The organism is Nocardiopsis sp. iso_40 (assembly GCF_056173285.1).
Map to the genome: position 1 here is coordinate 3,283,908 of NZ_CM149666.1, position 20,125 is coordinate 3,304,032.

General features: G+C 72.8%; 16 protein-coding genes. 11 read left to right on the forward strand and 5 right to left on the reverse strand.

Going from position 1 to position 20,125, the window contains the following annotated elements:
• Positions 1-147 precede the first annotated feature (147 nt).
• Positions 148-1,158 (forward strand): Lrp/AsnC family transcriptional regulator, encoded by a 1,011-nt coding sequence (locus tag AC0VYD_RS14440; RefSeq protein WP_475476052.1) that lies wholly within the window; start codon positions 148-150, stop codon positions 1,156-1,158.
• 69 nt (positions 1,159-1,227) lie between these two features.
• Here the strand turns inward: AC0VYD_RS14440 and AC0VYD_RS14445 are convergent, their stop codons facing one another.
• Positions 1,228-2,502 (reverse strand): amidohydrolase, encoded by a 1,275-nt coding sequence (locus tag AC0VYD_RS14445; RefSeq protein ID WP_475476053.1) that lies wholly within the window; start codon positions 2,500-2,502, stop codon positions 1,228-1,230.
• A 177-nt stretch (positions 2,503-2,679) separates the two neighbouring features.
• Positions 2,680-4,536 carry a serine/threonine protein kinase gene (locus AC0VYD_RS14450; RefSeq protein ID WP_475476054.1) on the reverse strand — a complete coding sequence of 619 codons (1,857 nt, stop codon included), beginning with the start codon at positions 4,534-4,536 and terminating at the stop codon, positions 2,680-2,682.
• Positions 4,537-4,809: 273 nt separating this feature from the next.
• On the opposite strand from AC0VYD_RS14450, the gene AC0VYD_RS14455 reads away from it, so the two are divergent.
• From AC0VYD_RS14455 to AC0VYD_RS14465, 3 genes are all read left to right on the forward strand, one after another.
• Positions 4,810-6,063, forward strand: a complete 1,254-nt coding sequence (locus AC0VYD_RS14455; protein ID WP_475476055.1) for a cytochrome P450 — start codon at positions 4,810-4,812, stop codon at positions 6,061-6,063.
• A 16-nt stretch (positions 6,064-6,079) separates the two neighbouring features.
• Positions 6,080-7,204, forward strand: a complete 1,125-nt coding sequence (locus AC0VYD_RS14460) for an endo-1,4-beta-xylanase (RefSeq protein ID WP_475476056.1) — start codon at positions 6,080-6,082, stop codon at positions 7,202-7,204.
• A 67-nt stretch (positions 7,205-7,271) separates the two neighbouring features.
• Positions 7,272-8,198 (forward strand): aminoglycoside phosphotransferase family protein, encoded by a 927-nt coding sequence (locus AC0VYD_RS14465; protein ID WP_475476057.1) that lies wholly within the window; start codon positions 7,272-7,274, stop codon positions 8,196-8,198.
• 272 nt (positions 8,199-8,470) lie between these two features.
• Here AC0VYD_RS14465 and AC0VYD_RS14470 read toward each other — a convergent pair whose 3' ends face one another.
• Complete coding sequence (locus tag AC0VYD_RS14470; RefSeq protein ID WP_475476058.1) at positions 8,471-9,277, reverse strand: SDR family NAD(P)-dependent oxidoreductase; 807 nt, start codon at positions 9,275-9,277, stop codon at positions 8,471-8,473.
• Positions 9,278-9,370: 93 nt separating this feature from the next.
• Between AC0VYD_RS14470 and AC0VYD_RS14475 the strand changes: the two genes are divergently transcribed.
• The 3 genes from AC0VYD_RS14475 to AC0VYD_RS14485 all read left to right on the forward strand — a co-directional run bounded on the left by AC0VYD_RS14475 (position 9,371) and on the right by AC0VYD_RS14485 (position 11,778).
• The gene (locus tag AC0VYD_RS14475) at positions 9,371-9,988 is read left to right on the forward strand and encodes a TetR family transcriptional regulator (protein WP_475476059.1); all 618 of its coding nucleotides are present in this window, start codon (positions 9,371-9,373) and stop codon (positions 9,986-9,988) included.
• A complete protein-coding gene (locus tag AC0VYD_RS14480) occupies positions 9,904-10,710 on the forward strand; it encodes an aminoglycoside phosphotransferase family protein (RefSeq protein WP_475476060.1) in 807 nt (268 codons plus the stop codon). The genes AC0VYD_RS14475 and AC0VYD_RS14480 overlap by 85 nt, the downstream gene beginning before the upstream one ends.
• A gap of 90 nt (positions 10,711-10,800) precedes the next feature.
• Entirely contained in the window at positions 10,801-11,778 is a 978-nt protein-coding gene (locus AC0VYD_RS14485) for an alpha/beta hydrolase (protein ID WP_475476061.1), read from the forward strand.
• Positions 11,779-12,052: 274 nt separating this feature from the next.
• On the opposite strand, the gene AC0VYD_RS14490 is transcribed toward AC0VYD_RS14485, so the two are convergent.
• Together AC0VYD_RS14490 and AC0VYD_RS14495 are read right to left on the reverse strand one after the other, a co-directional pair.
• Entirely contained in the window at positions 12,053-12,757 is a 705-nt protein-coding gene (locus AC0VYD_RS14490; RefSeq protein WP_475476062.1) for a pentapeptide repeat-containing protein, read from the reverse strand.
• Positions 12,758-12,849: 92 nt separating this feature from the next.
• The gene (locus AC0VYD_RS14495; RefSeq protein WP_475476063.1) at positions 12,850-14,427 is read right to left on the reverse strand and encodes a PucR family transcriptional regulator; all 1,578 of its coding nucleotides are present in this window, start codon (positions 14,425-14,427) and stop codon (positions 12,850-12,852) included.
• 294 nt (positions 14,428-14,721) lie between these two features.
• On the opposite strand from AC0VYD_RS14495, the gene AC0VYD_RS14500 reads away from it, so the two are divergent.
• The 4 genes from AC0VYD_RS14500 to pucD are packed head-to-tail and all read left to right on the forward strand — an operon-like array spanning position 14,722 to position 19,890.
• Complete coding sequence (locus AC0VYD_RS14500; protein ID WP_475476064.1) at positions 14,722-15,591, forward strand: FAD binding domain-containing protein; 870 nt, start codon at positions 14,722-14,724, stop codon at positions 15,589-15,591.
• Positions 15,582-16,100, forward strand: coding sequence for a (2Fe-2S)-binding protein (locus tag AC0VYD_RS14505; protein ID WP_475476065.1), 519 nt, complete (start codon positions 15,582-15,584; stop codon positions 16,098-16,100). The genes AC0VYD_RS14500 and AC0VYD_RS14505 overlap by 10 nt, the downstream gene beginning before the upstream one ends.
• Positions 16,097-17,455, forward strand: a complete 1,359-nt coding sequence (locus AC0VYD_RS14510) for an 8-oxoguanine deaminase (protein WP_475476066.1) — start codon at positions 16,097-16,099, stop codon at positions 17,453-17,455. The genes AC0VYD_RS14505 and AC0VYD_RS14510 overlap by 4 nt, the downstream gene beginning before the upstream one ends.
• The gene (gene pucD, locus AC0VYD_RS14515; protein WP_475476067.1) at positions 17,455-19,890 is read left to right on the forward strand and encodes a xanthine dehydrogenase subunit D; all 2,436 of its coding nucleotides are present in this window, start codon (positions 17,455-17,457) and stop codon (positions 19,888-19,890) included. Before AC0VYD_RS14510 ends, pucD begins: the two co-directional genes overlap by 1 nt.
• Positions 19,891-20,125: the final 235 nt, after the last annotated feature.

Consider the following 20,125-nt stretch of genomic DNA (forward strand, 5'->3'; position numbering starts at 1 on the left):
TGCCTCCTGTGTGGAAATGCCCCCGCCTTGTACTGCGCGTCCGTCCCCAGGCGGGGCGGACGACCCCAGCATGACCACGGTCACTGGGTAGAGTGCATTTATTCACGAAAAGGTCATATCGGGTTCGACACTGCACGGATGGGCCGAATGGACGAACTGGACCTCATGATGGTCAACGCCATGCAACTCTCCCCGCGGGCGTCGTGGACCGAGCTGGCCGAGCCCCTCGGAGTCGACGCCTCCACGCTCTCGCGCCGGTGGGCGCAGCTCACGGCCGAGGGACTCGCGTGGATCACCTGCTACGTGGGCCCCTCGCAGCTGTCGTGGGGCGGGATGGCGCTGGTGGAGGTCGGCTGCGCCGCCGGCCAGGCCGAGGAGGCCGCGGGCAGGATCGCCCGGTATCCGCACGCGGTGAGCGTGGAGGTCGTCAGTGGAGGCCGGGACCTGCTGGTGACCGTCGCCGCGGTCACCCAGCCCTCGGTGGCCTCCTTCGTCCTCGACGTGCTGCCCCGCGTGTTCGGCGTGCAGTGGGTACGGACCACGATGATCGTGCGCATGGCGCGCGACGCCGGCTCCTGGCGTCTGGACAGCCTCGACCCGGGCCAGCGCAGGAGGATCGGCGAGGAGCAGCCGGAGACGAACGGACAACCCCCGTCCCTGATGCCGCACCGGGAGCTCATCCTCGCCCTGGGAGAGGACGGACGGATGCCCTACTCCGAGCTCTCCCGCAGGACGGGGATCCCCTCCAGCACGCTCAGGCGCAGGGTCCCGGAACTGGTGCGGTCGGGGCGGTTGACCATCCGGTGCGACACCGCCGCCCGCGAGGCCGGCTGGCCCGTGCACGTGTCACTGTGGCTGGACGTACCGGTGGAGCGGATCGGCGACGTGTGCGCCGGCCTGGCCGCGATGCCCGAGACGCGAATGTCGGCCCACGTGGCCGGCGGGGCGTCGGCGGTCGCGATCGTCTGGCTGCACCGTCTGGAGGGCCTCGCCGACTGGGAGCACCGGGTCGCGGCCGCCCACCCCGGGGTCAACGTCGTGGACCGGGCGGTGAGCCTGCGCTCGGTCAAACGGACGGGGAGGCTTCTGGACAGGGCGGGCCGCGCCGTCGGCCACGTGCCCATGGACCTGTGGGCGGACCCGGTGTCGGGCCTCTAGGGGCGCTCCGCGGACGCCGCCCGCGGCCGGAGCGGAGCCCGGACCACGGGCGGCGGACCGTACGGGACGCTAGTCGGCCGGTGCCAGGCAGGACAGGGCCGCGACCGCCATCGCGGCCACTCCGGTGTCGAGCGTGGGCCGACGCACAGGCGCGAACCGGGGAGAGTGGTTGGTGGGAATGTCTCGGTCGGCGGTGCCGGCCCGGTAGGCGCGCAGGAACTCCTCGGGCTCCCATCCCCCCAGCCACCAGTAGTAGAGGGGCGCCCCGGCGGCGTCGGCGATGTACTGCACGTCCTCGCTGCCGGTGACGGGACCGATCTCGTGCACCCGGTCCTCCCCCAGCCGGGCCCGCAGCGCGGCGTTGACCTTCTCCATCAGTACGCCGTCGTTGCGGGTGAGGGGAAAACCGCCCGTGTGGCGGACGTCCGGATGCCGGGGGGCTCCGGCCGCGTCGGACTCCGCCCGGGCGATGCGCTCGACCGATGCCAGGATCCGTTCGCGCACGGCCGGGTCGAAGCTCCGCACGTTCAGTGCCACCTCGGCGGTTTCGGGGATGACGTTGGCCGCCTCGCCCGCGGTGATGGAGCCGACGGTCAGGACCGCCCGCTCCCGGGCGGGGATCTCCCGGGAGACGACCATCTGCACGCGCAGCACGAAGGCCGCGGCCGTCAGTACCGGATCGTTGGCGGCCTCCGGGCGGGAACCGTGCCCGCCGACCCCGTGGAAGGTGATGCGTACCTCGTCGGAAGCGGCCATGGACTCGCCCGGACAGTACGCGGCGTGTCCGGCGGCGAGCGGGGAGACGTGCTGGGCCAGGACGGCGTCCGGGCGCGGTACCCGTTCGTAGAGGCCGTCCTCCACCATGGCGCGTGCGCCGGTTCCGAGTTCCTCCGCCGGCTGGAACAGCGCCACCACCGTCCCCGACCAGTGCTCCCGCGACCGGGCGAGCAACCGCGCGGCCCCGACCAGGCACGCCACGTGGACGTCGTGGCCGCACGCGTGCATGACCGGGACCCGACGGCCCTCGCGGACACCGGTGGCGTCCGTTGCCGCGTAGTCCAGACCGGTCTCCTCGGCCACGGGAAGGCCGTCCATGTCGGCGCGCAGGAGCACCACCGGGCCCTCGCCGTTGCGCAGCAGCCCGACCACACCCGTGCCCCCCACCCCCTCGTGGACCCCGTAGCCGCACGCGCGCAGGCTCCTCGCGGCGACACCCGCGGTCCGGACCTCCTGGAAACCCAGCTCGGGGTGGCGGTGCAGATCCTCGTACATCTCCTCCACGTCGGGGGACAGTTCGGGCAGCGGGGCCAGGACCTTCTCCGCTGCGGTCAGTGCGCTCTCCATGTTCGGCTCTCCTCGTGGTGAGGCGGGTGGGGAGCGCTCATTGTGTCCCCGGCCCCGCGGACGCCACCGCCGACCGCACTGATCCGCCCCCGACCGCGCCCCGGGCGCACGTGTGCGCCACCGCGGCGCCGGAAGCGGGCCCGGCCGGGCCCGCCCCTGTTCCCCGCCGGGGCCCGGTCAGCCCCAGAAACCGAAGCTGTACAGCAAACCGTTGGTGGCGGCGACGGCCCCCAGCGCCAGCACCGCACCGGTCACGAACGAGGTCCGCAGCGAGCGCACCAGGAACTCCACCGACACCAGGTTGTTCAGGATGAAGTACCCCAGCATCGTGGCGTGCCAGAACGAGTCCATGCTCCACGGCTCGAAGTAGTAGGCCGCCCCGGTCCACACGTCGGCCTCGGTGGTGAACCACGACCACGCCAGCGCCGCGCCGTAGCCGAGCGGGATCTGGATCAGCGGAATGATCAGCAGCGGCAGTAGCTTGACGAAACTCCACAGGCCCGGCTGACCGGCGCGGCGCGCCTCCGCCTGGGCCCGCCGCGCCGCCTCCTGCTCGGCGCGCACCCGCTCGCGGTGGGCCCGCTCCGCCTCCTGGCGGCGCCGCTGCTCCTGCTGCTGTTCCTGGGCGCGGCGCTGCTGCTCCTGCTGGTGGCGCTGCTGCTCCATTTGCCGCTGGCGCTGTTCCTCGGCCCGCCGGTACTGCTCCTGCTGCTGATACTGCTGTTGACGCGGATCGGCCCGCTGACCGCGGGGCCCGCCGTACAGGTCGGCGTAGGGGTCGTCCCCGACCGGACGCCCCTGACCGTACTGCCGGGGTTGCTGGTACTGGCCGGGCTGGTGCTGCGCCGACTGGTACCGGGCCGTGGGCGGAACCTGGCCCGGCTGTCCGGGGGCCTGCGTTCCGGCCTGTGCTTCCGGAAACTGAGCGGTGGGCCGGTAGGGGGCGCCCTGCTGCTGGCCGCCCAGCACAGAGGTCGCGCCGTCCGCCGGGTCCTGGGTGCCGTGGCCGGTCGGCGGCACCACCCGGGTGGCCTGGTCGTCGCCGAGGGCGCCCGCCGCCGCGGCGCCGGCGGCGGCCCCGCCCAGAACCGCCGCACCGCCGGAGCCGAGCACCTCGGTGCGCTGGTGGCCGCCGGTCGCACCGGGCTCCCCCGCGGAGGTGGCCAGCGCCTTGTTGACCTTGGCCACCTGCTCGTGCACACCCGTCATCACCGCCGGGGGCAGCCAGGACGGGCCGACGTGCACGTCGCCCAGGTAGTCCAGGATCTCCCCCGGCCCCGGACGCCCCCGGGCCTCCTTGGCCAGACAGGCCGCGACCAGGTGACGCAACGACTCCGGGACACCGGACAGGTCCGGCTCCCGGCTGATGATGCGCATGACCATCGTGGGCATGTTGCCCTCACCGAAGGGCCCGGTGCCGGCCGCGGCGAAGGCGAGCACCGCACCGTAGGCGAACAGGTCGCTGGCGGGCGCGAGTTCCGCGCCCTGCACCTGTTCGGGGCTCATGAACCCCGGCGTGCCGATCACCGACTGCGTCGCCGCGGTGCCGTCGGTGGCCCGCGCGATACCGAAGTCGATCACCCGCGGCCCGTCCTCGGCCAACAGCACGTTGCCCGGTTTGAGGTCGCGGTGGATCAGTCCGACCCGGTGGATCTCGGCCAACGCCTCGGCCAGACCGGCCGCCAGCACCCGCAGGCTCGCCTCCGGCAGCGGCCCGTGCGCCTGGACCGCCTCGTCCAGCGGCAGCGAGGGCACGTAGGAGGTGACCAGCCAGGGGACCTCGTCGTCGGGCCCGGCGTCGATGACCGGTGCGGTGAAGGCCCCGCTGACCTGACGGGCGGCGGTGACCTCGCGGGCAAACCGCTGACGGAAGGAGGGATCCGTGGCAAGGTGTGGGTGAATGCGCTTGATCGCGACCGCTCGGCCGCCGGCCGATCGGCCGAAGAACACCTGACCCATGCCCCCGGCGCCCAGGCGCCCGATCAGCCGGTACCGACCGACCCGCTCCGGATCAGTGCTCTCTAGCGGCCCCAACGTCCTCAACCTCCGGCTCTGCGGCGTCTTCTACCGAACGGGGCCCCAGTCTAGGGCTTGGCACCCCCGCCCGGACCACCGTCACCACCCGCGGCCCCCGCCGGTGTCGCGGGGTTCGCGCGGCCCCCGCCGGAGCCGCGGAGCGGGGACGCGGCGCCCGGGTACGGCACCGGAGTTCCCACCTGGCCACAGACGGCCAACTCCGAGGTACGCCGGTATCGGCGGCGGGGCCGCGCCTAGGGTCGAAGACGTCACCGAGAGGACTCCACAGCCATGCAGATTCTCGACACCCTCCGTACCGACACCCGACTGCGGGTGGCCAACAGCGTGTCGTGGCTCACCGCCCAGGGCGGTGACCACCCCAGCCGCCTGCTGCACTGGCCCTGGCGGGAGAACCCCTATCCCACCTACCGGAGGCTGCGCGGACAGGGCCCCCTGGTCTCCAGTCGGCTGCCCTTCCGGGCCGCCACCACCCGCGCCGCCGTCGACCAGGTGCTGCGCTCCCGCGACTTCGGCGTGCTCCCGCCCGGGCACACCGAACCCCCCGCACAGTTCAACACCGTCGACCTCTCCTTCCTGCAGATGGACCCGCCCGACCACACCCGGCTGCGCAGGCTCGCCCGGCCCGCGTTCAGCCCCCGCAACATGGCCCGGTACCGGGCGCAGATCACGGAGATCACCGCCGAGCTCCTGGACACGGCCCTGGCCCGCGGCGGGTTCGACCTCATGCGCGACTTCGCCCAGCCCCTGCCCATCACGGTCATCAGCAGGCTCCTGGGCGTCCCCGAACGCGACAACGCCGACTTCGTCCGTATCGGCTACGTGCTCGGCCAGGCACTGGACGGCGCCCGCTCGGCGCGCCAACTGCACCAGATCCGGGAGGCGACGGCAGAATTGGAGCTGTTGTTCGGACGCGTGATGGCCGAACGCCGCGCCAACCCGCGCGAGGACGTGGTCTCCACCCTGGTCGGCCAGGCCGACGAGGGGGAGCTGACCCCGGCCGAGCTGGGTTCGATGTGCCGTCTGCTGCTGCTCGCCGGATTCGAGACCACGGTGAACCTGATCGGGAACGGGGTGATGGCGCTGCTGCGCCACCGGGAACAGTGGGACCGGCTGGTCGCCGACCCCGACCTGGCCACCGGGGCGGTGGAGGAGGCCCTGCGCTACGACGCGCCGGTCCAGCTCACCGGGCGCTGGGCGCACCGGGACACCGACGTGCAGGGCGAGCGGGTCAGGGCCGGTGAACAGGTCATGTGCCTGATCGGGTCGGCCAACCGCGACCCGCGGCACTTCGAGGACCCCGACCGGTTCGACATCACCCGGGCCGACTCCGGTGAGCACCTGGCCTTCTCCAGCGGGATCCACTACTGCCTGGGGGCGCCGCTGGCCCGGTTGGAGGGAGAGATCGCGCTACGGGCCCTGGCCCAGCGGGCCCCGGGGCTGGGTCCGGCCGCGGCACCCGACCGGCGCGCGACCATCACGGTGCGGTCCCTGTCCGCCTTCCCGGTCACCACCGGGTACAGGTAGAGGGCGGGGCGCGGGGGTGCGGGAAGCTGTCCGGAACGGCTGGCGTTCGGCCACGCGCGGACGGGGTGTCCTACTGTCGGCGGGGGCGGTGTGCGTGGTCATCTTCCTGGTGGTGGCGATCGTGTTCCTGGTCCTGCCCGGACCGGACGAGGAACCCGGGAGCGAGCTTCCGGCCCTGGCCGAGGCGCACGGGATCGAACTGGGCGTGGCGGTGGCGGTCAACCCGCTCACGCACGACCCCGGATACCAGGACCTGGTCACCGACCACTACACGTCGGTCACCGCCGAGAACACCATGAAGTGGCAGTACGTCCAACCCGAACGGTACGAGTTCGACTGGAGCGGCCCCGACGCCGTGGTGGGCTTCGCCGAGGACCACGGGCTCTCCGTCCGCGGGCACACGCTGCTCTGGCACAACCAGCAGCCCGACTGGCTGGCCCGGGGGTCCTTCGAGCCCGGTGAGCTGCGCACGGTCATGCGCGAGCACACGGAGGCGCTGCTGGGCCGCTACGAGGGCCGGATCGGCACCTGGGACGTGATCAACGAGCCCTTCGAGGACGACACCCCCGAACTGCGGGAGAACCTGTGGCTGCAGACGCTGGGCGAGGACTACATCGCCGAGGCCCTGCGGACGGCCCACGAGGTGGACCCCGAAGCGAAGCTGTACATCAACGAGTTCGGCGTCGAGGGCGGAGGGGAGAAGGCCGACGCCCTGTACGCACTCGCCTCCGGCCTGTTGGAGCAGGGTGCGCCGCTGCACGGCATCGGCTTCCAGGGGCACTTCGTCCACGGCAACGTCCCCCCGGACCTGGCCGAGAACATGCAGCGCTTCGCCGACCTGGGCCTGGACGTGGAGATCAGCGAGCTGGACGTGCGCATCCCCGAGCCGGTCGGCGAGGAGCAGCTCGCCGAGCAGGCGCAGGAGTACCGGTACGTCGTCGAGTCCTGCCTGGCGGTGTCCCGCTGCGTGGGGGTGTCGGTGTGGGGCGTGGCCGACTCGCACTCCTGGATCCCCGAGTGGTTCCCCGGATACACCGCCGCGCTGCCCTTCGACGAGGGCTACGCCCCCAAGCCCGCCCTGGGCGGGATGACCGAGGCGCTCAGCCGGAACGACCGCCGGGCCCCGAGCCGGGGCAGGTGACAGGGCCACCTCCCGCAAGGCCCCCTCCCGTACCGCCTCGGCGTCAGGAACGAAGGAGACCAGCAGGTTGACCGGACCCACTCCCCCGCTCCCAGTTCCACCAGGCCTCGCCGAGAGCGTCACCGGCTTCTTCGGCCCGGACTGGGCCGAGGCGCTGCCGGGGCTGGCCGCCCGCCAGTGCGACCGGTGGGGCCTGCGGCCGACCGGCTACCCCATGCACGGCGCCGTGGCCCTGGTCGTCCCGGTGGAACGCGCCGACGGACGCGCGGCCGTGCTCAAGCTCCAGCCGTGGGACGAGGAGACCGGGGGTGAGCCCGCCGCGCTGCGCGCCTGGGACGGCGACGGCGCGGTCCGGCTGCTCGACCACGACCCGCGGACCGGGGCGATGCTGTTGGAGGCGCTGGAGCCCGAACAGCGGTTGGAGCGGACGGGGATCGACGAGGCCCTGGAGGTGATCGGCGCCCTGCTGGCCCGGCTGGGCGCGTATCGGGGGCCCGAGGGGGTTCGCGAGCTGGGCGGCGTCACCCGGCGCCTGGCCGAACGCGCCGCAGGACCGGCCGTTCGGGAGCGGGCCGGGGCCGCCTGCCGTGCCCGCCTGGACCGGTGGGCGGGGCTGGCCCGGGAGCTGGCGGCCGAACCGGGTGACCGGTTGCTGCACTGGGACCTGCACTACGGGAACGTGCTGGCGCCGCTTCCCGGATCGGGGCGGGGCCGGTGGCTGGCGATCGACCCCAAACCGCTGGTGGGAGATCCGTGCTTCGAGCTGTTGCCCGCGCTGCGCAACCGGTGGGAGGAGGCCGAGGCCACCGGGGACGCGGTCCGGGAGACGCGGCGGCGGTTCGACCTGTTGACCGAGGCGGCGGGGTTGGACCGGGAGCGTGCGCGCGCGTGGACCCTGGTCCGGGTCCTGCAGGACTCGCTGTGGCGGATGGAGGGCGGGGCCGCCCGGATCCCCCGGGTCCAGGCGGCGGTGGCGCAGGCGCTGGAGGGCTGACGTCCCCCTGGCGGGGGCGCCGCTGCACCGGCGGACCGAGGCGGTGCGGCCGGAGCGGGGCGCCCATCCGGCGGCCCCGGTGTTCGCAGAGGTGGCGGCGCAGGTGTTCGCGGGTGCCTCCGACCGGGGCCGGTTGCCGGAGGAGGGCGGTGGGCGGCCCTGGTCCCTGATGTTCGACCGTGCTCCGATCGTTCAGCCCGGAGAGGCGGGCCCGGAGCGTCCCGAGATCGGGTGAGCCCCCTTCGTCGGGTGCCGCAAGGGCCGTTCTGAGGTCATCGGGCCGTGCGGGACGGGCTCATCATCGCCCCCAGGACCATGGTGGTCCGCCGACGGCTCACCAAACGTGTGAGCAGCAGGGAGAGCCGGTTGAACCGTCCGGCGACCACGCTGGGCGGGGGATTGCTGCGGTCGAGCGCGGACAGGGCGGTCTCGACGACCTCCCCCGCCGCCATCCACCGCGCGCCCCCGTCCGCGCCCTCACCGGCGACCTCGAAGAACTCGGTCCGGGTGGCTCCGGGGGACAGGGCGAGCACGCGCAGGCCGGTTCCGCGCGCCTCGTACCACAGCGCCTCGGTGAAGTTCAGGACGAACGCCTTGGCCGCGCCGTAGACGGCCAGGGCGGGGGTGGCCTGATAGGCCGCCATGCTCGCGACGTTGACCAGGAATCCGTCGCCGCGCTCGCGCAGGCGTTCGATGAAGGTGCGGCTGATGTCGACGACGCTCGTGACGTCCACGGCGATCTCCGCGTCCAGGCGTTCCCGGTCCCCCTCGTGGAAGGGCCCGTGCGTGCCGAAACCCGCGTTGTTGATGACGCTCGTGACCTGGACTCCCCGGGCGGCCAGCTCCCGTTCGAGTGCCGCTCCGGGCCGGGGCTCGGACAGGTCCAGGGAGATCGGGACGGCCTCGGTCCCGTACCTCTCGGCGAGTTCGCCCGCGAGTTTTTCCAACCGGTCCAGTCGGCGCGCGACGAGTACCACGTCGGCGCCGCGCGCGGCGAGTCGGCGGGCGAAGTCCGCGCCCAGACCCGAACTCGCCCCCGTGATGAGGACCGTCTGCCTGCGGTAGTCGAGCGTGTCCATGCGGTTCCCTTTCCGTCGAATGATTGGCATCGTAGGACTGTCTGGCACTGGGTGTCAATCGGGCACTGGGAGGCGCATGGTTACGATCGAGACGTGAAACCAGCAGAGACGAACACTGAGCGTCTGTGGACGCGCTCCCGCCGCGCGGCCTACGCGGAGATCACCGACATCGCGATGGGCCTGTTCCTGAGCAGGGGCTTCGAGGCCACGACGATCGACGACATCGCGCGTGCCTCCGGCATCTCACGGCGGTCGTTCTTCCGGTACTTCGGCACCAAGGAGGACATCGTGCTCGACGACCTCGTACGGGAGGGCGAGGAGGCCAGGTACGCGTTGGAGGAGCGCCCCGACTCCGAACCCCCCTGGACCGCCCTGCGCAACGTCGTGCTGAGCGTCTCCGGCCCGCCCGGAGGCGGCGATCGCATGCTGAAGGTCTCGAAGATGATGTACGAGACGCCCTCGCTCAGGTCCCGGTGCATCGAGAAGCACCTGCAGTGGCAGGACCAGCTCGTCCCCGAGGTCCGGCGCCGCCTGGCCGACGGGCGCACCGGGGACCAGTGGCTGGACGTGCGGGCCCGGTCCCTGGTCGCGTGCGCCATCGCCTGCCTGGACGCCGCCGGTGAGGCATGGGTCCGGGCGGACGGGGGCGTCCCCTTGGCCGAGCTGCTGGAATCGGCCTTCGCCGCGGTGGGCGACACACGCGAGCCCTGAGCGCCCCGGCCCGGGTCGGCCGCACGCCAGTGCGACCGGTGGGGCTGCACCCCGTCGGCGCCGCTCTGCACGGGATGGTGGCACTGGTGGTGCCGGTGGAGCGCGCCGACGGCTCGGCCGCCGTGCTCAAGATGCAGCCGGTGGACGAGGAGCCCCTGGACGAGGCGCTAGAGGTGATCGGCGGTCTACTCGCGCGGCTGAACGCCCGCCCCGCACCAGAAGGGGTACGCGGCCTGGGGCCCATCACCCGCGACATCGCCGAGCACGGCCAGGCCAAAATCGACCGGGTCGAGAGCGTCTGGCGCCCGGTGCACGAACACTGGGCGGCTACCGCCGAGGAGATGGCCGCCCAGCCCGGTGAACGCCTGTTGCACTGGGATCTGCACTACGAGAACATCCTGGCCCCGCTGGAGGGCTCGCCCGCCGCCGGGCGCGGCCCCTGGCTGGCTATCGACCCCAAACCGCTGGCGGGAGATCCGGGTTTCGAACTGTTGCCCGCGCTGCGCAACCGGTGGGAGGAGGCCGAGGCCACCGGTGACCCGGTCCGGGAGACGCGGCGGCGGTTCGACCTGTTGACCGAGGCGGCGGGGTTGGACCGGGAGCGGGCGCGCGCGTGGACCCTGGTTCGGGTCCTGCAGGACTCGCTTTGGCGGATGGAGGGCGGCGGGGCCGCCCGGATCCCCCGGGTCCAGGCGGCGGTAGCGCAGGCGCTGGAGGGCTGACGTCCCCCTGGAAGGCTGACAGGCACTGGAGGGAGAGGCGGGCGCTGGAGCATGATGGGAGCGCAACGCCCCCCACCCCCGGAGGCCCCCGTGTCCGTTCCCCCTCAGCCGCGTCCCCCCTTCGACCCCGAACTCGCCGCCGCGCTGGCCGTGCTCGGCGAACAGGTCCCCTCCTCGATCACCCCCGAGATGATCCCGGTCCTGAGGGCGGAGGGCGCCAAGCGGGCGCCCGCGCCCGACGAGGACCTGACCGGCGGGGCGTTCGTCGAGGAGGAGCACACCGCCCGGGGTGCGGACGGCACCGAGGTCCCGTTGCTGGTGTGGCGGCCGAAGCAGGCCACTGGGGCCACCGGGGCCCTGTACTGGATCCACGGCGGCGGGATGGTCGCCGGGACCCACCGCGGCGGGGAGATCCCAGGGCTGCTGGAGTACGCCCGCGAACTGGACCTGGTCCTGGTCTCGGTGGACTACCGGCTCGCCCCCGAACACCCCCACCCCGCGCCGGTCGAGGACTGCTACACCGGCCTGGTGTGGTGGACCGCCAACGCCGCCGGGTTCGGGGCGGACCCGGACCGGCTGGTGATCGGCGGGAGCAGCGCCGGTGGCGGGTTGGCGGCCGCCACCTGCCTGCTCGCCCGGGACCGCGGCGGCCCCTCCGCGCTCGGGCAGCTCCTGCTCTGCCCGATGCTGGACGACCGCAACGACTCGGTCTCCGGCCGCCAGATGGCCGGGCTGGGTGTGTGGGACCGGGTCTCCAACACCACCGGCTGGGGCGCCCTGCTGGGTGAGCGCGCAGGGGGCCCGGAGGTGTCCCCCTACGCCGCCCCGGCACGAGCGCGGGACCTGTCCGGGCTGCCTCCGGCGTTCCTGGACGTGGGTTCGGCCGAGACCTTCCGCGACGAGGTCGTGGAGTACGCCTCCCGGATCTGGCGGGCGGGCGGCTGCGCGGAACTGCACGTGTGGCCGGGCGGCTTCCACTCTTTCGACGGCTTCGCGCCGGAGGCGGTGCTCAGCCGGTCCGCACGGGAACAGCGTCTTCCGTGGCTGCGCCGGGTACTGGCGGGTTGAGCTCGGTCGGGGCCGTCGCGCGCCGGTGTTCGGTGGGTGTGGTGCCGCGCAGGCCTTGAAGGCGGTGCCGAGCGCGAACGCGTTGGCGTGGTCGCCCCCGCGGGCAATGGCCTCGACGGTGGTGTCGTAGAGCTTGATGAACCGAAGCCACGCCTTTACGGCGTAGATTTTTAATGACGGGCAGATGACGGGCCATCGGGCCGGGGGCACCGCATGGGAGCGCCCCCGGCCCGGTGTCCGCGCACGGCCTCCCGGCCCGGGGCAACCCCTGCGCCTACTCCGCGACGGTGATGCCCAGGGAGCCCAGGATCATCCCGGCCTGGGCGGGGCTGATGGTGGCCCCGCGCAGGAACCCGGCCTGCTGCAGTTCGAACTCCCCCAGGTCGGCGCCGCGCAGGTCGGCTCCGGCGAACTTCGCGTGCACCAGGTTGGCGCCGCGCAGCCGCGACTCCACCCACACGGTCTCGCGCAGGTCGGCCGAGGCCAGGTCCGCCTCGTCCATCCGCAGCCCCTCCAGGACCTGACCGCGCAGGACCAGCCCCTTGCAGCGGGCCAGCATCAGGTTGCACTGGGAGAAGGTGTAACCGATCCCCCGCAGCGAGGTCAGCCCGGCGCCGGTCAGCCGGCACCCGGTGAAGGCGGTGTCGGTCAGCAGGGCGCCCTGCCAGCGGGTGTTGGCCAGGTCCGTGCGCTCGAAACGGGTGTCGGTGCAGTCGGTGTGCGAGAGGTTCGCCCCCGAGGCCCCTCCCCCGGTGAACACCGCGCCCTCCAGGACCGCACGCTCCAGGCGTGCCCCGTCCAGACGGCAGTTGACCAACCGCGCGTCCACCAGATGGGCGTCGCGCAGATCGGACCCGCTCAGGTCGCAGCGGGTCAGGACACGCGGGGCACCCGGGTCCCGGGCCAGCGCCTCACGCAGGTCGAGTTCGGACAGGTCGGCGTCGGTGGTCTCGGCTGCGGCGAGAAGGTCGGTACTCACGGGCCGGACCCTAACGGCAGACGGTGACAGAACGGGTTCTGCCACCACTGCGCCACCACTGCGCCACCGCTGCGGCACCCGGTGCCCGGTGCTCAGTCGCGCAGTTTCAGGGCCAGGAACAGGTTGACGCGGTGTTCGAGGCTGCTCAGGTCGCGGCCGGTGAGCTCCTCGACGCGGCCGATCCGGTAGCGCAGGGTGTTGACGTGCACGTGCATGGCGGCGGCGCAGCGCTGCCAGGAACCCGAGTAGGACAGGAACTGCTCCAGCGTGTCCACGAGCTCCGAGCGGTGGTCGCGGTCGTAGTCGACCAGGGGCCCCAGCAGCCGTTCGCGGTAGGAGGTCTGCACCTCCTCCGGCACCGAGGCCAACAGGAGTTCGTGCGAGTCGATCTCGGCACCCGCGATCACCCGGGAACGGCCGCCGCGCAGCTCGGCCAGGCGGCGGGCGTGGCGGGCCTCCACCGCGGCCCCGCGCAGCTCGGGCACGCCCGTGGCCGCCGAGCTCAACCCGACGGCGAGCCGGTAGTCGAGCAGGCCGCCGTCCAGCACCCGGGCGCGTTGGACCAGCTCGGCGCGGATGGTCTCGGCGCGGGCCCGGGCCTGGTGGTCGGACCCCTCGACCGGGATCACGGCGAGGGTGTCGTTCTCACCGGTGACGAAGGCGCCCGGGTGGTCGGCGACGAGTTCGGCGACCACCCGGCGCGCCAGGTCGGGTACGCGCGGCTCGGGGAGCATCATGGCACTGACCACGACGTGCGCGCGGTCCTCGGGCTCCTCGCCGTCACCGGTGCCGCGCATGAGGGCGGTCACCTCGTCGAAGCGCTGGGCCGCCAGCAGGCGGGGCAGGCCCTCCAGGTGGCGGGCGGTGGTCAGGGAGCGCTCCTCGTCACGGCTGCGCGCCAGAACCCCGACGGAGACGAGTTCGGCGACGGACTCGTGCTCCTCCTCGGTCCAGGCGGCGTGGTCACCGGTACAGACCAGCAGCCAACTGGCGAGCGGGTGCGACTCCTTGGTACTGATCGGCAGGACGGTCAGGGTGCGCCCCTCCCCGCCGGAGGAGACACGGGTGGTGTGTGGAAAAGCCGACCAGGTCAGAGCCTTGGCCGCGATGTTCTCCCGGTCCCCGGCGGGCAGCGGGGCGCCGGAGGAGGCCACCTGTCTGCCGCTGGAGGAGATCACCCAGGCGGTAAGACCGGCCTGCTCGGCGGCGGAGGCGAAGGCCTCGGGGAAGTCCGCCCCGGAGGCGACCTCGGCCATGACCCGGCGGTGCCGGTCCCGGGTCTCGGCGATGGTGGTGAAGCGGCGCTGGGTGAGGGAGCGCAGCACCTCCTCGGTGACCACGCCGAAGGAGGTCTCCGGGGGGATCTCGACGAGGGGGACGTCGTGGGCCTCGCAGGCCGCGACCAGGTCCTGGGGGACCTCGCCCAGGGCGGTTCCGGCCCCCACTGCCAGGGCCCCGGCGCTGACCACCGAGGCCACGAAGGTCTCGGAGTCCTCGGGGCGGGTACGCCACATCATGCCGGTGAGGACGAGCTCTCCGCCGCGCAGGTAGCGGGCGGGCTCCAGCAGGTCAGTGGTGTAGGCCCACCGGATGTCGCGGTGGGCGTGCTCAGCGCCCGCCAGGAACCGCAGGTGCAGTCGCTTGACGGCGAGCAGCTCACTGATCTGCATGGACTTCCCTCTGTAGGTCGGGTGGGCCGAACCCCACCGCTGGTGTCTTCGTATCAGGACAGTGTGCACGGGGACGGGGACGCGCGGCACCAGGTCCGTTGGTCCTCGCTGCCAGCAACGATGACACTTGTAGGAAACGCCCAACAGCGACCGTTCGTTCCATGATCACTTCATGTCATCACTGGCTGGTCGGGGGCGGTCGGCGAGTGCTGTACTTCACATGATCGCCCCGACCAACGAGGGATCACGACACACCCAGGCGACCAGACCGCACTGCGCAGGACGAGGACGAGCATGGAATTCGTGAGGCCATCCACGCTGGTGGAGGCCCTAGAGGCCAGGAGCGCCCACCCCGACGGCGTGCCCATCATGGGCGGTACCGACGTGATGGTGGAAATGAACTTCGACAAGCGCCGCCCCTCGGCGCTGATCGACCTGACACGGGTCCCGGAGCTGACCGAGTGGGGGGTGGACGGCGACCACACCCGTCTGGGCGCCGGGGTTCCCTACACCCGGATCATCGAGCACCTGTCCGGGAGTGCGCCCGCGCTGGCCAAGGCCTCGCGTTCGGTGGCCTCCCCGCAGATCCGCAACCGGGGCACGGTCGGCGGCAACCTCGGCGGGGCCTCCCCCGCTGGCGAGTCCCACCCGCCGCTGCTGGCCACGGACGCCGTGATCGAACTCGCCTCCGTCCGCGGCACGCGCCGGGTCCGGGCCCGCGACTTCTACCTGTCCTTCCGCACCACCGCGCTGCGTGAGGACGAGCTGATCACCGCTGTGCTGCTGCCCCGGGCCCCTGGCCCGCAGCAGTTCGCCAAGATCGGCACCCGCAACGCGATGGTGATCGCGGTGACCTCCTTCAGCCTGGCGCTGGACACCGAGAGGCGTGCGGTGGGCACCGGAATCGGTTCGGCCGGGCCGACGCCGCTGCGTTCGGAGGCGGCCGAGGAGTTCCTGGAGGCCGAGTTCGACTGGGAGGACGGCCGTCCGCTCGCGGAGCCCGTGGTCCGCCGGTTCGGCGAGCTCGTGGCCGCCGCCGCCCGTCCCATCGACGACCAGCGCGGAACCGCCGAGTACCGCAGGCACGCCCTGTCGGTCATGGCCCGCCGCGCACTGAGCTGGTCCGTCACCGACTACCGGAAGGGAGCCACGCGATGCGCGTGAGTTTCAACGTCAACGGCGAGGACGTCACGGCCGACAACGTGTGGCCGGGCGAGAGCCTGCTGTACGTACTGCGTGAGCGCCTGGGGCTGCCGGGCAGCAAGAACGCCTGCGAGCAGGGCGAGTGCGGTTCGTGCACGGTCTACTTCGACGGTGTGACCGCGTGTTCTTGCATGATCGCCGCCGGGCAGGCCGAGGGGCGCGAGGTGCGCACCGTCGAGAGCCTGGCCGAGGGGGCCGGCAAGGGCGGCGACCGCGCGTTGGGCACCGTCCAGGAGGCGTTCGTCGAGGCGGGCGCCGTGCAGTGCGGTTTCTGCACCCCGGGCCTGCTGGTGCAGACCGACGACCTGCTGGAGCGCACGGTGGGCGCGGGCGGGCAGGCTCCCGGCGACGCCGAGATCAGGGAGGCCCTGGCGGGCAACCTGTGCCGCTGCACCGGGTACGAGAAGATCATCGACGCCGTGCACCTGGCAGCGGCACGGCGCGCCGAGGCCGCCGGGAGCAGCTCATGAGCCGGACCGTGGTCATCGAGGGCGCACACGTCGTGACCGTGGACGGCCCGGAGTACGCCGACGGCCACGTGGTGGTGCGCGACGGGCGGATCGCCGCGGTGGGCCCCGGCCCCGCCCCGCGGGTCGAGGAGGGGGCCGAACGGGTCGACGGGCGCGGCTGCGTGGCCACGCCTGGCCTGGTCAACACGCACAACCACCTGTACCAGTGGGCCACCCAGGGGCTGTTCGCCGACGGGACCCTCTTCGAGTGGCTGGTGGGATCCTACGAGATCTGGCACCGCCTCGACGCCGGAGTGGTGTCGGGGACGACCTCGGCGGGTCTGGCCCACCTGGCGCTGTCGGGGTGCACGACCGCCTCCGACCACCACTACATCTTCCCCTCCGGCCGCGGTGACATCGCCGTCGCCGAGGTCGAGGCCGCCCGGGAGGTCGGTATCCGCCTGGACCTGGCCCGCGGGTCGATGGACCGGGGCAAGAGCCAGGGCGGGCTGCCGCCGGACAGCGTGGTCGAGACCCTGGAGGGCGCGCTCGCCGGCACCGCCGCGGCGATCGACGCCCACCACGACGCCTCCTTCGACTCCATGACCCGGGTCGCGGTGGCGCCGTGCTCGCCGTTCTCGGTCTCCCGGGAGCTCATGGTCGAGGGCGCCGCCCTGGCCAGGGAGAAGGGCGTCCGCCTGCACACCCACCTCGCCGAGACCGTCGACGAGGAGGAGCAGTGCCTGGCCGAGTTCGGGTGCACCCCCGTGGAGTACGCCGAGAAGCTCGGCTGGCTCGGCGAGGACGTGTGGTTCGCGCACGCCGTGCACCTGTCGGACGCGGCGATCGGCCGGATCGCGGCGACCGGCACCGGTATCGCCCACTGCCCGACCTCGAACGCCCGTCTGGGTGCGGGGATCTGCCGGGTGACCGAGCTCCTCGAGGCCGGCGCCCGGGTGGGGCTGGGCGTGGACGGCCCGGCCTCCAGCGAACTGACGCTGATGGCCGGCGAGATGCACCAGGCTCTGATGATGGCGCGGGCCCGCAAGGGGCCGCAGGCGCTGAGCGCACGCCAGTCCCTGGAGTTGGCCACCCTGGGCGGGGCCCGGGTGCTGGGCCGGGACGCGGAGCTGGGTTCGCTGTCGGCGGGCAAGGTCGGCGACGTGGCCCTGTGGCGTGTGGACGGCTTCGGCTACGACGTGATCGCCGACCCGGTGGTGGCGCTGACCTTCGGTCCCGTCCCGCCGCTGGAGCGGCTCCTGGTCGGCGGGAACACCGTCGTCGACCGCGGTGAGCTGCGCACCCTTTCCGCCGAGACCGCTGCCGCCCGGGGCCGTGCGGCGCACCGATCCCTCATCCAGGAGGTGAGTCGCTGATGAAGGCGACGACCCGGACCGTGACCACGGACCTGTCCAGCACCACCAGGGACGGGCTGGGCGCCAGCCCGCGCCGTCCCGACGGAACACTGAAGGTCACCGGCGAGTTCGCCTACTCCTCGGACCTGTGGATGGAGGGCATGCTGTGGGGCGCGACCCTGCGCAGCCCCCATCCGCACGCCAGGATCCTGGGCATCGACATCACCGAGGCCCTGAAGCTGCCCGGTGTGGAGGCGGTGCTCACCCACGAGGACGTGCCCGGCGAGAAGCGCTACGGCCTGGAGTTCCAGGACCAGCCGGTGCTCGCCTTCGACAAGGTGCGGTACAAGGGCGAGGCGGTGGCCGTGGTGGCCGCCGACCACCCCGAGACGGCGCGCCGGGCGATGGAGCGCATCAGGGTCGACTACGAGGTCCTGCCCCCGGTGAGCGACTCGCTGCGGGCCGCCCACGACCCCGAGTACCCGCTGGTCCACGAGGAGGGCACCCTGCCCGTCCACGAGGAGTACCACCAGCGCGGCAACCGGGTGCGACACCAGCCGATCCGTACCGGCGACTTCGTCGGCGTGGCCGAGTCGGGCGAGGGTCAGCAGGAGGTGCTGGAGCGCCTGCGCGCCCGGGCCGACGCCGTCGTGGAGACCGAGTACGAGGTCGGCATGCAGGACCAGGCCTTCCTCGGCCCGGAGTCGGGGATGGCCGTGCCCGCCGAGGACGGCGGTGTGGACCTGTACGTGGCCACGCAGTGGCTGCACGTGGACCAGAAGCAGATCGGCCCGGCCCTGGGGCTGCCCCAGGACAAGGTGCGGCTGACCCTGGCCGGGGTGGGCGGCGCCTTCGGCGCCCGCGAGGACCTGTCGATGCAGATCCACGCGTGCATGCTGGCGCTGCGCACCGGCAAGCCGGTGAAGTTCGTGTACAACCGCGAGGAGTCCTTCTACGGCCACGTGCACCGGCACCCGGCCAAGATGCGCTTCGAGCACGGTGCCAGGGCCGACGGGACGCTGCTGTACGCCACGCTGGAGATCGTCGTGGACGGCGGGGCCTACGCCTCGGCGACGCCGGCGGTGGTGGGTGTGGCCTCCTCGCTGGGCATCGGCCCCTACGAGGTCCCGAACGTGCTGGTGGACGCCTACGGCGTGTACACCACCAACCCGCCGTGCGGCGCCATGCGCGGTTTCGGCGCGGTGCAGGCCTGCTTCGGCTACGAGTCCCAGATGGACAAGCTCGCCGAGAAGCTGGGGATGCACCCGGTGGACCTGCGGGTGCGCAACGCCATGTCGCAGGGCTCGCGGATCATCACCGGCCAGGAGATCGACATGCCGCTGCCCATGACGGAGATGCTGGAGCGGTGCCGTGACCTGCCGATGCCGGTGGAGCGGACCGCGTTGGAGGACCCCGCCGACCAGCGCACCCTGCCGGGCGGCGTGGCCGGGACCACCCGCGGCGAGGGCGTGGTGCGCGGCGTGGGTTACGGGGTCGGCCTCAAGAACCTGTGCTTCTCGGAGGGCTTCGACGACTACTCCACCGCCCGGGTCCGGTTGGAGATCGCGGCCGGCGAGCCGGTGGTGCTGGTACACACGGCCGCGGCGGAGGTCGGCCAGGGGCTGGTGACGGTCAAGGGCCAGATCGCGCGGACCGAACTGGGTGTGGAGAAGGTGGCCATCGCCCCCTCCGACACCCAGGTGGGTTCGGCCGGTTCGTCCTCGGCCTCCCGGCAGTCGTACATGACCGGCGGCGCCGTCAAGATGGCCTGTGAGGCGGTGCGCGAGTCGGTGTTCGCGCTGGCGCGCGAACGCGGGATCATCCCGGAGTCGGTTCCTGACGCCGAGCTGTCCCTGACCGGCGGCAAGGTCGTGTCCCAGAGCGCCGGGGCGCTGGTGTCCCTGGCTGATCTGCTGGGCGACTCCGCCAGCGGCGGCACCGTCGTCGAGGAGACCCGCGAGCACCACCACCGTCCCACCGAGATGCTCGACCCCACCCTCGGCCAGGGCGCCTCGCACACCCAGTTCGGGATGTGCGTGCACCGCGCCGTGGTGGACGTGGACGTGGATCTGGGCCTGGTGAAGGTGGTGGCCCTGGACGCGGTCCAGGACGTGGGCAAGGTCCTGCACCCGCAGCAGCTGGCCGGGCAGATCCAGGGCGGTTCCGCCCAGGGGCTGGGGCTGGCCCTGATGGAGGAGATCCAGGTCAGGGACAGCGAGATCCGCAACCCGTCCTTCACCGACTACCTGATCCCGACCATCCTGGACATGCCGCCGATGCGCATCGACGTGCTCGAACACCCCGACCCGCACGCCCCGTACGGGCTGCGGGGCGCGGGCGAGCCGCCGACGCTGTCCTCGACCCCGGCGATCGTGGCCGCGGTGCGCGACGCGACCAAGCGTCCGCTGACGCACGCCCCGGTGCGACCGGAGGACATCGTGGGCATCGACCTGTGAACCCCGGCCGCAGCGCCGGCTGACACCCGGACCGGAGGGGCGGCACCAGCGCCCGTCGCCCCTCCCCCGGCGTGCTCGCACGGACACCGCTCGCCGAACGGCGGCGCGTGTGCCCGCCGGACACGCCCGAAGACGCCCGCCCCGGACCCCCGACGCCCTCGGCCCCGGGGCGGGTCGCCAGGACAGTGCCGTCCCGGCGCCAACCAAGTTTGACTACTTTCCGTAGCAAACCCCC

Bases quoted from the DNA above. Each gene is read 5' to 3' on its own strand.
- AC0VYD_RS14440 (WP_475476052.1), top strand. From the start codon at position 148: ATGGACGAACTGGACCTCATGATGGTCAACGCCATGCAACTCTCCCCG.
- AC0VYD_RS14445 (WP_475476053.1), bottom strand. From the start codon at position 2,502: ATGGAGAGCGCACTGACCGCAGCGGAGAAGGTCCTGGCCCCGCTGCCC.
- AC0VYD_RS14455 (WP_475476055.1), top strand. From the start codon at position 4,810: ATGCAGATTCTCGACACCCTCCGTACCGACACCCGACTGCGGGTGGCC.
- AC0VYD_RS14470 (WP_475476058.1), bottom strand. From the start codon at position 9,277: ATGGACACGCTCGACTACCGCAGGCAGACGGTCCTCATCACGGGGGCG.
- AC0VYD_RS14480 (WP_475476060.1), top strand. From the start codon at position 9,904: ATGGGTCCGGGCGGACGGGGGCGTCCCCTTGGCCGAGCTGCTGGAATC.
- AC0VYD_RS14495 (WP_475476063.1), bottom strand. From the start codon at position 14,427: ATGCAGATCAGTGAGCTGCTCGCCGTCAAGCGACTGCACCTGCGGTTC.
- AC0VYD_RS14500 (WP_475476064.1), top strand. From the start codon at position 14,722: ATGGAATTCGTGAGGCCATCCACGCTGGTGGAGGCCCTAGAGGCCAGG.
- AC0VYD_RS14505 (WP_475476065.1), top strand. From the start codon at position 15,582: ATGCGCGTGAGTTTCAACGTCAACGGCGAGGACGTCACGGCCGACAAC.
- AC0VYD_RS14510 (WP_475476066.1), top strand. From the start codon at position 16,097: ATGAGCCGGACCGTGGTCATCGAGGGCGCACACGTCGTGACCGTGGAC.
- pucD (WP_475476067.1), top strand. From the start codon at position 17,455: ATGAAGGCGACGACCCGGACCGTGACCACGGACCTGTCCAGCACCACC.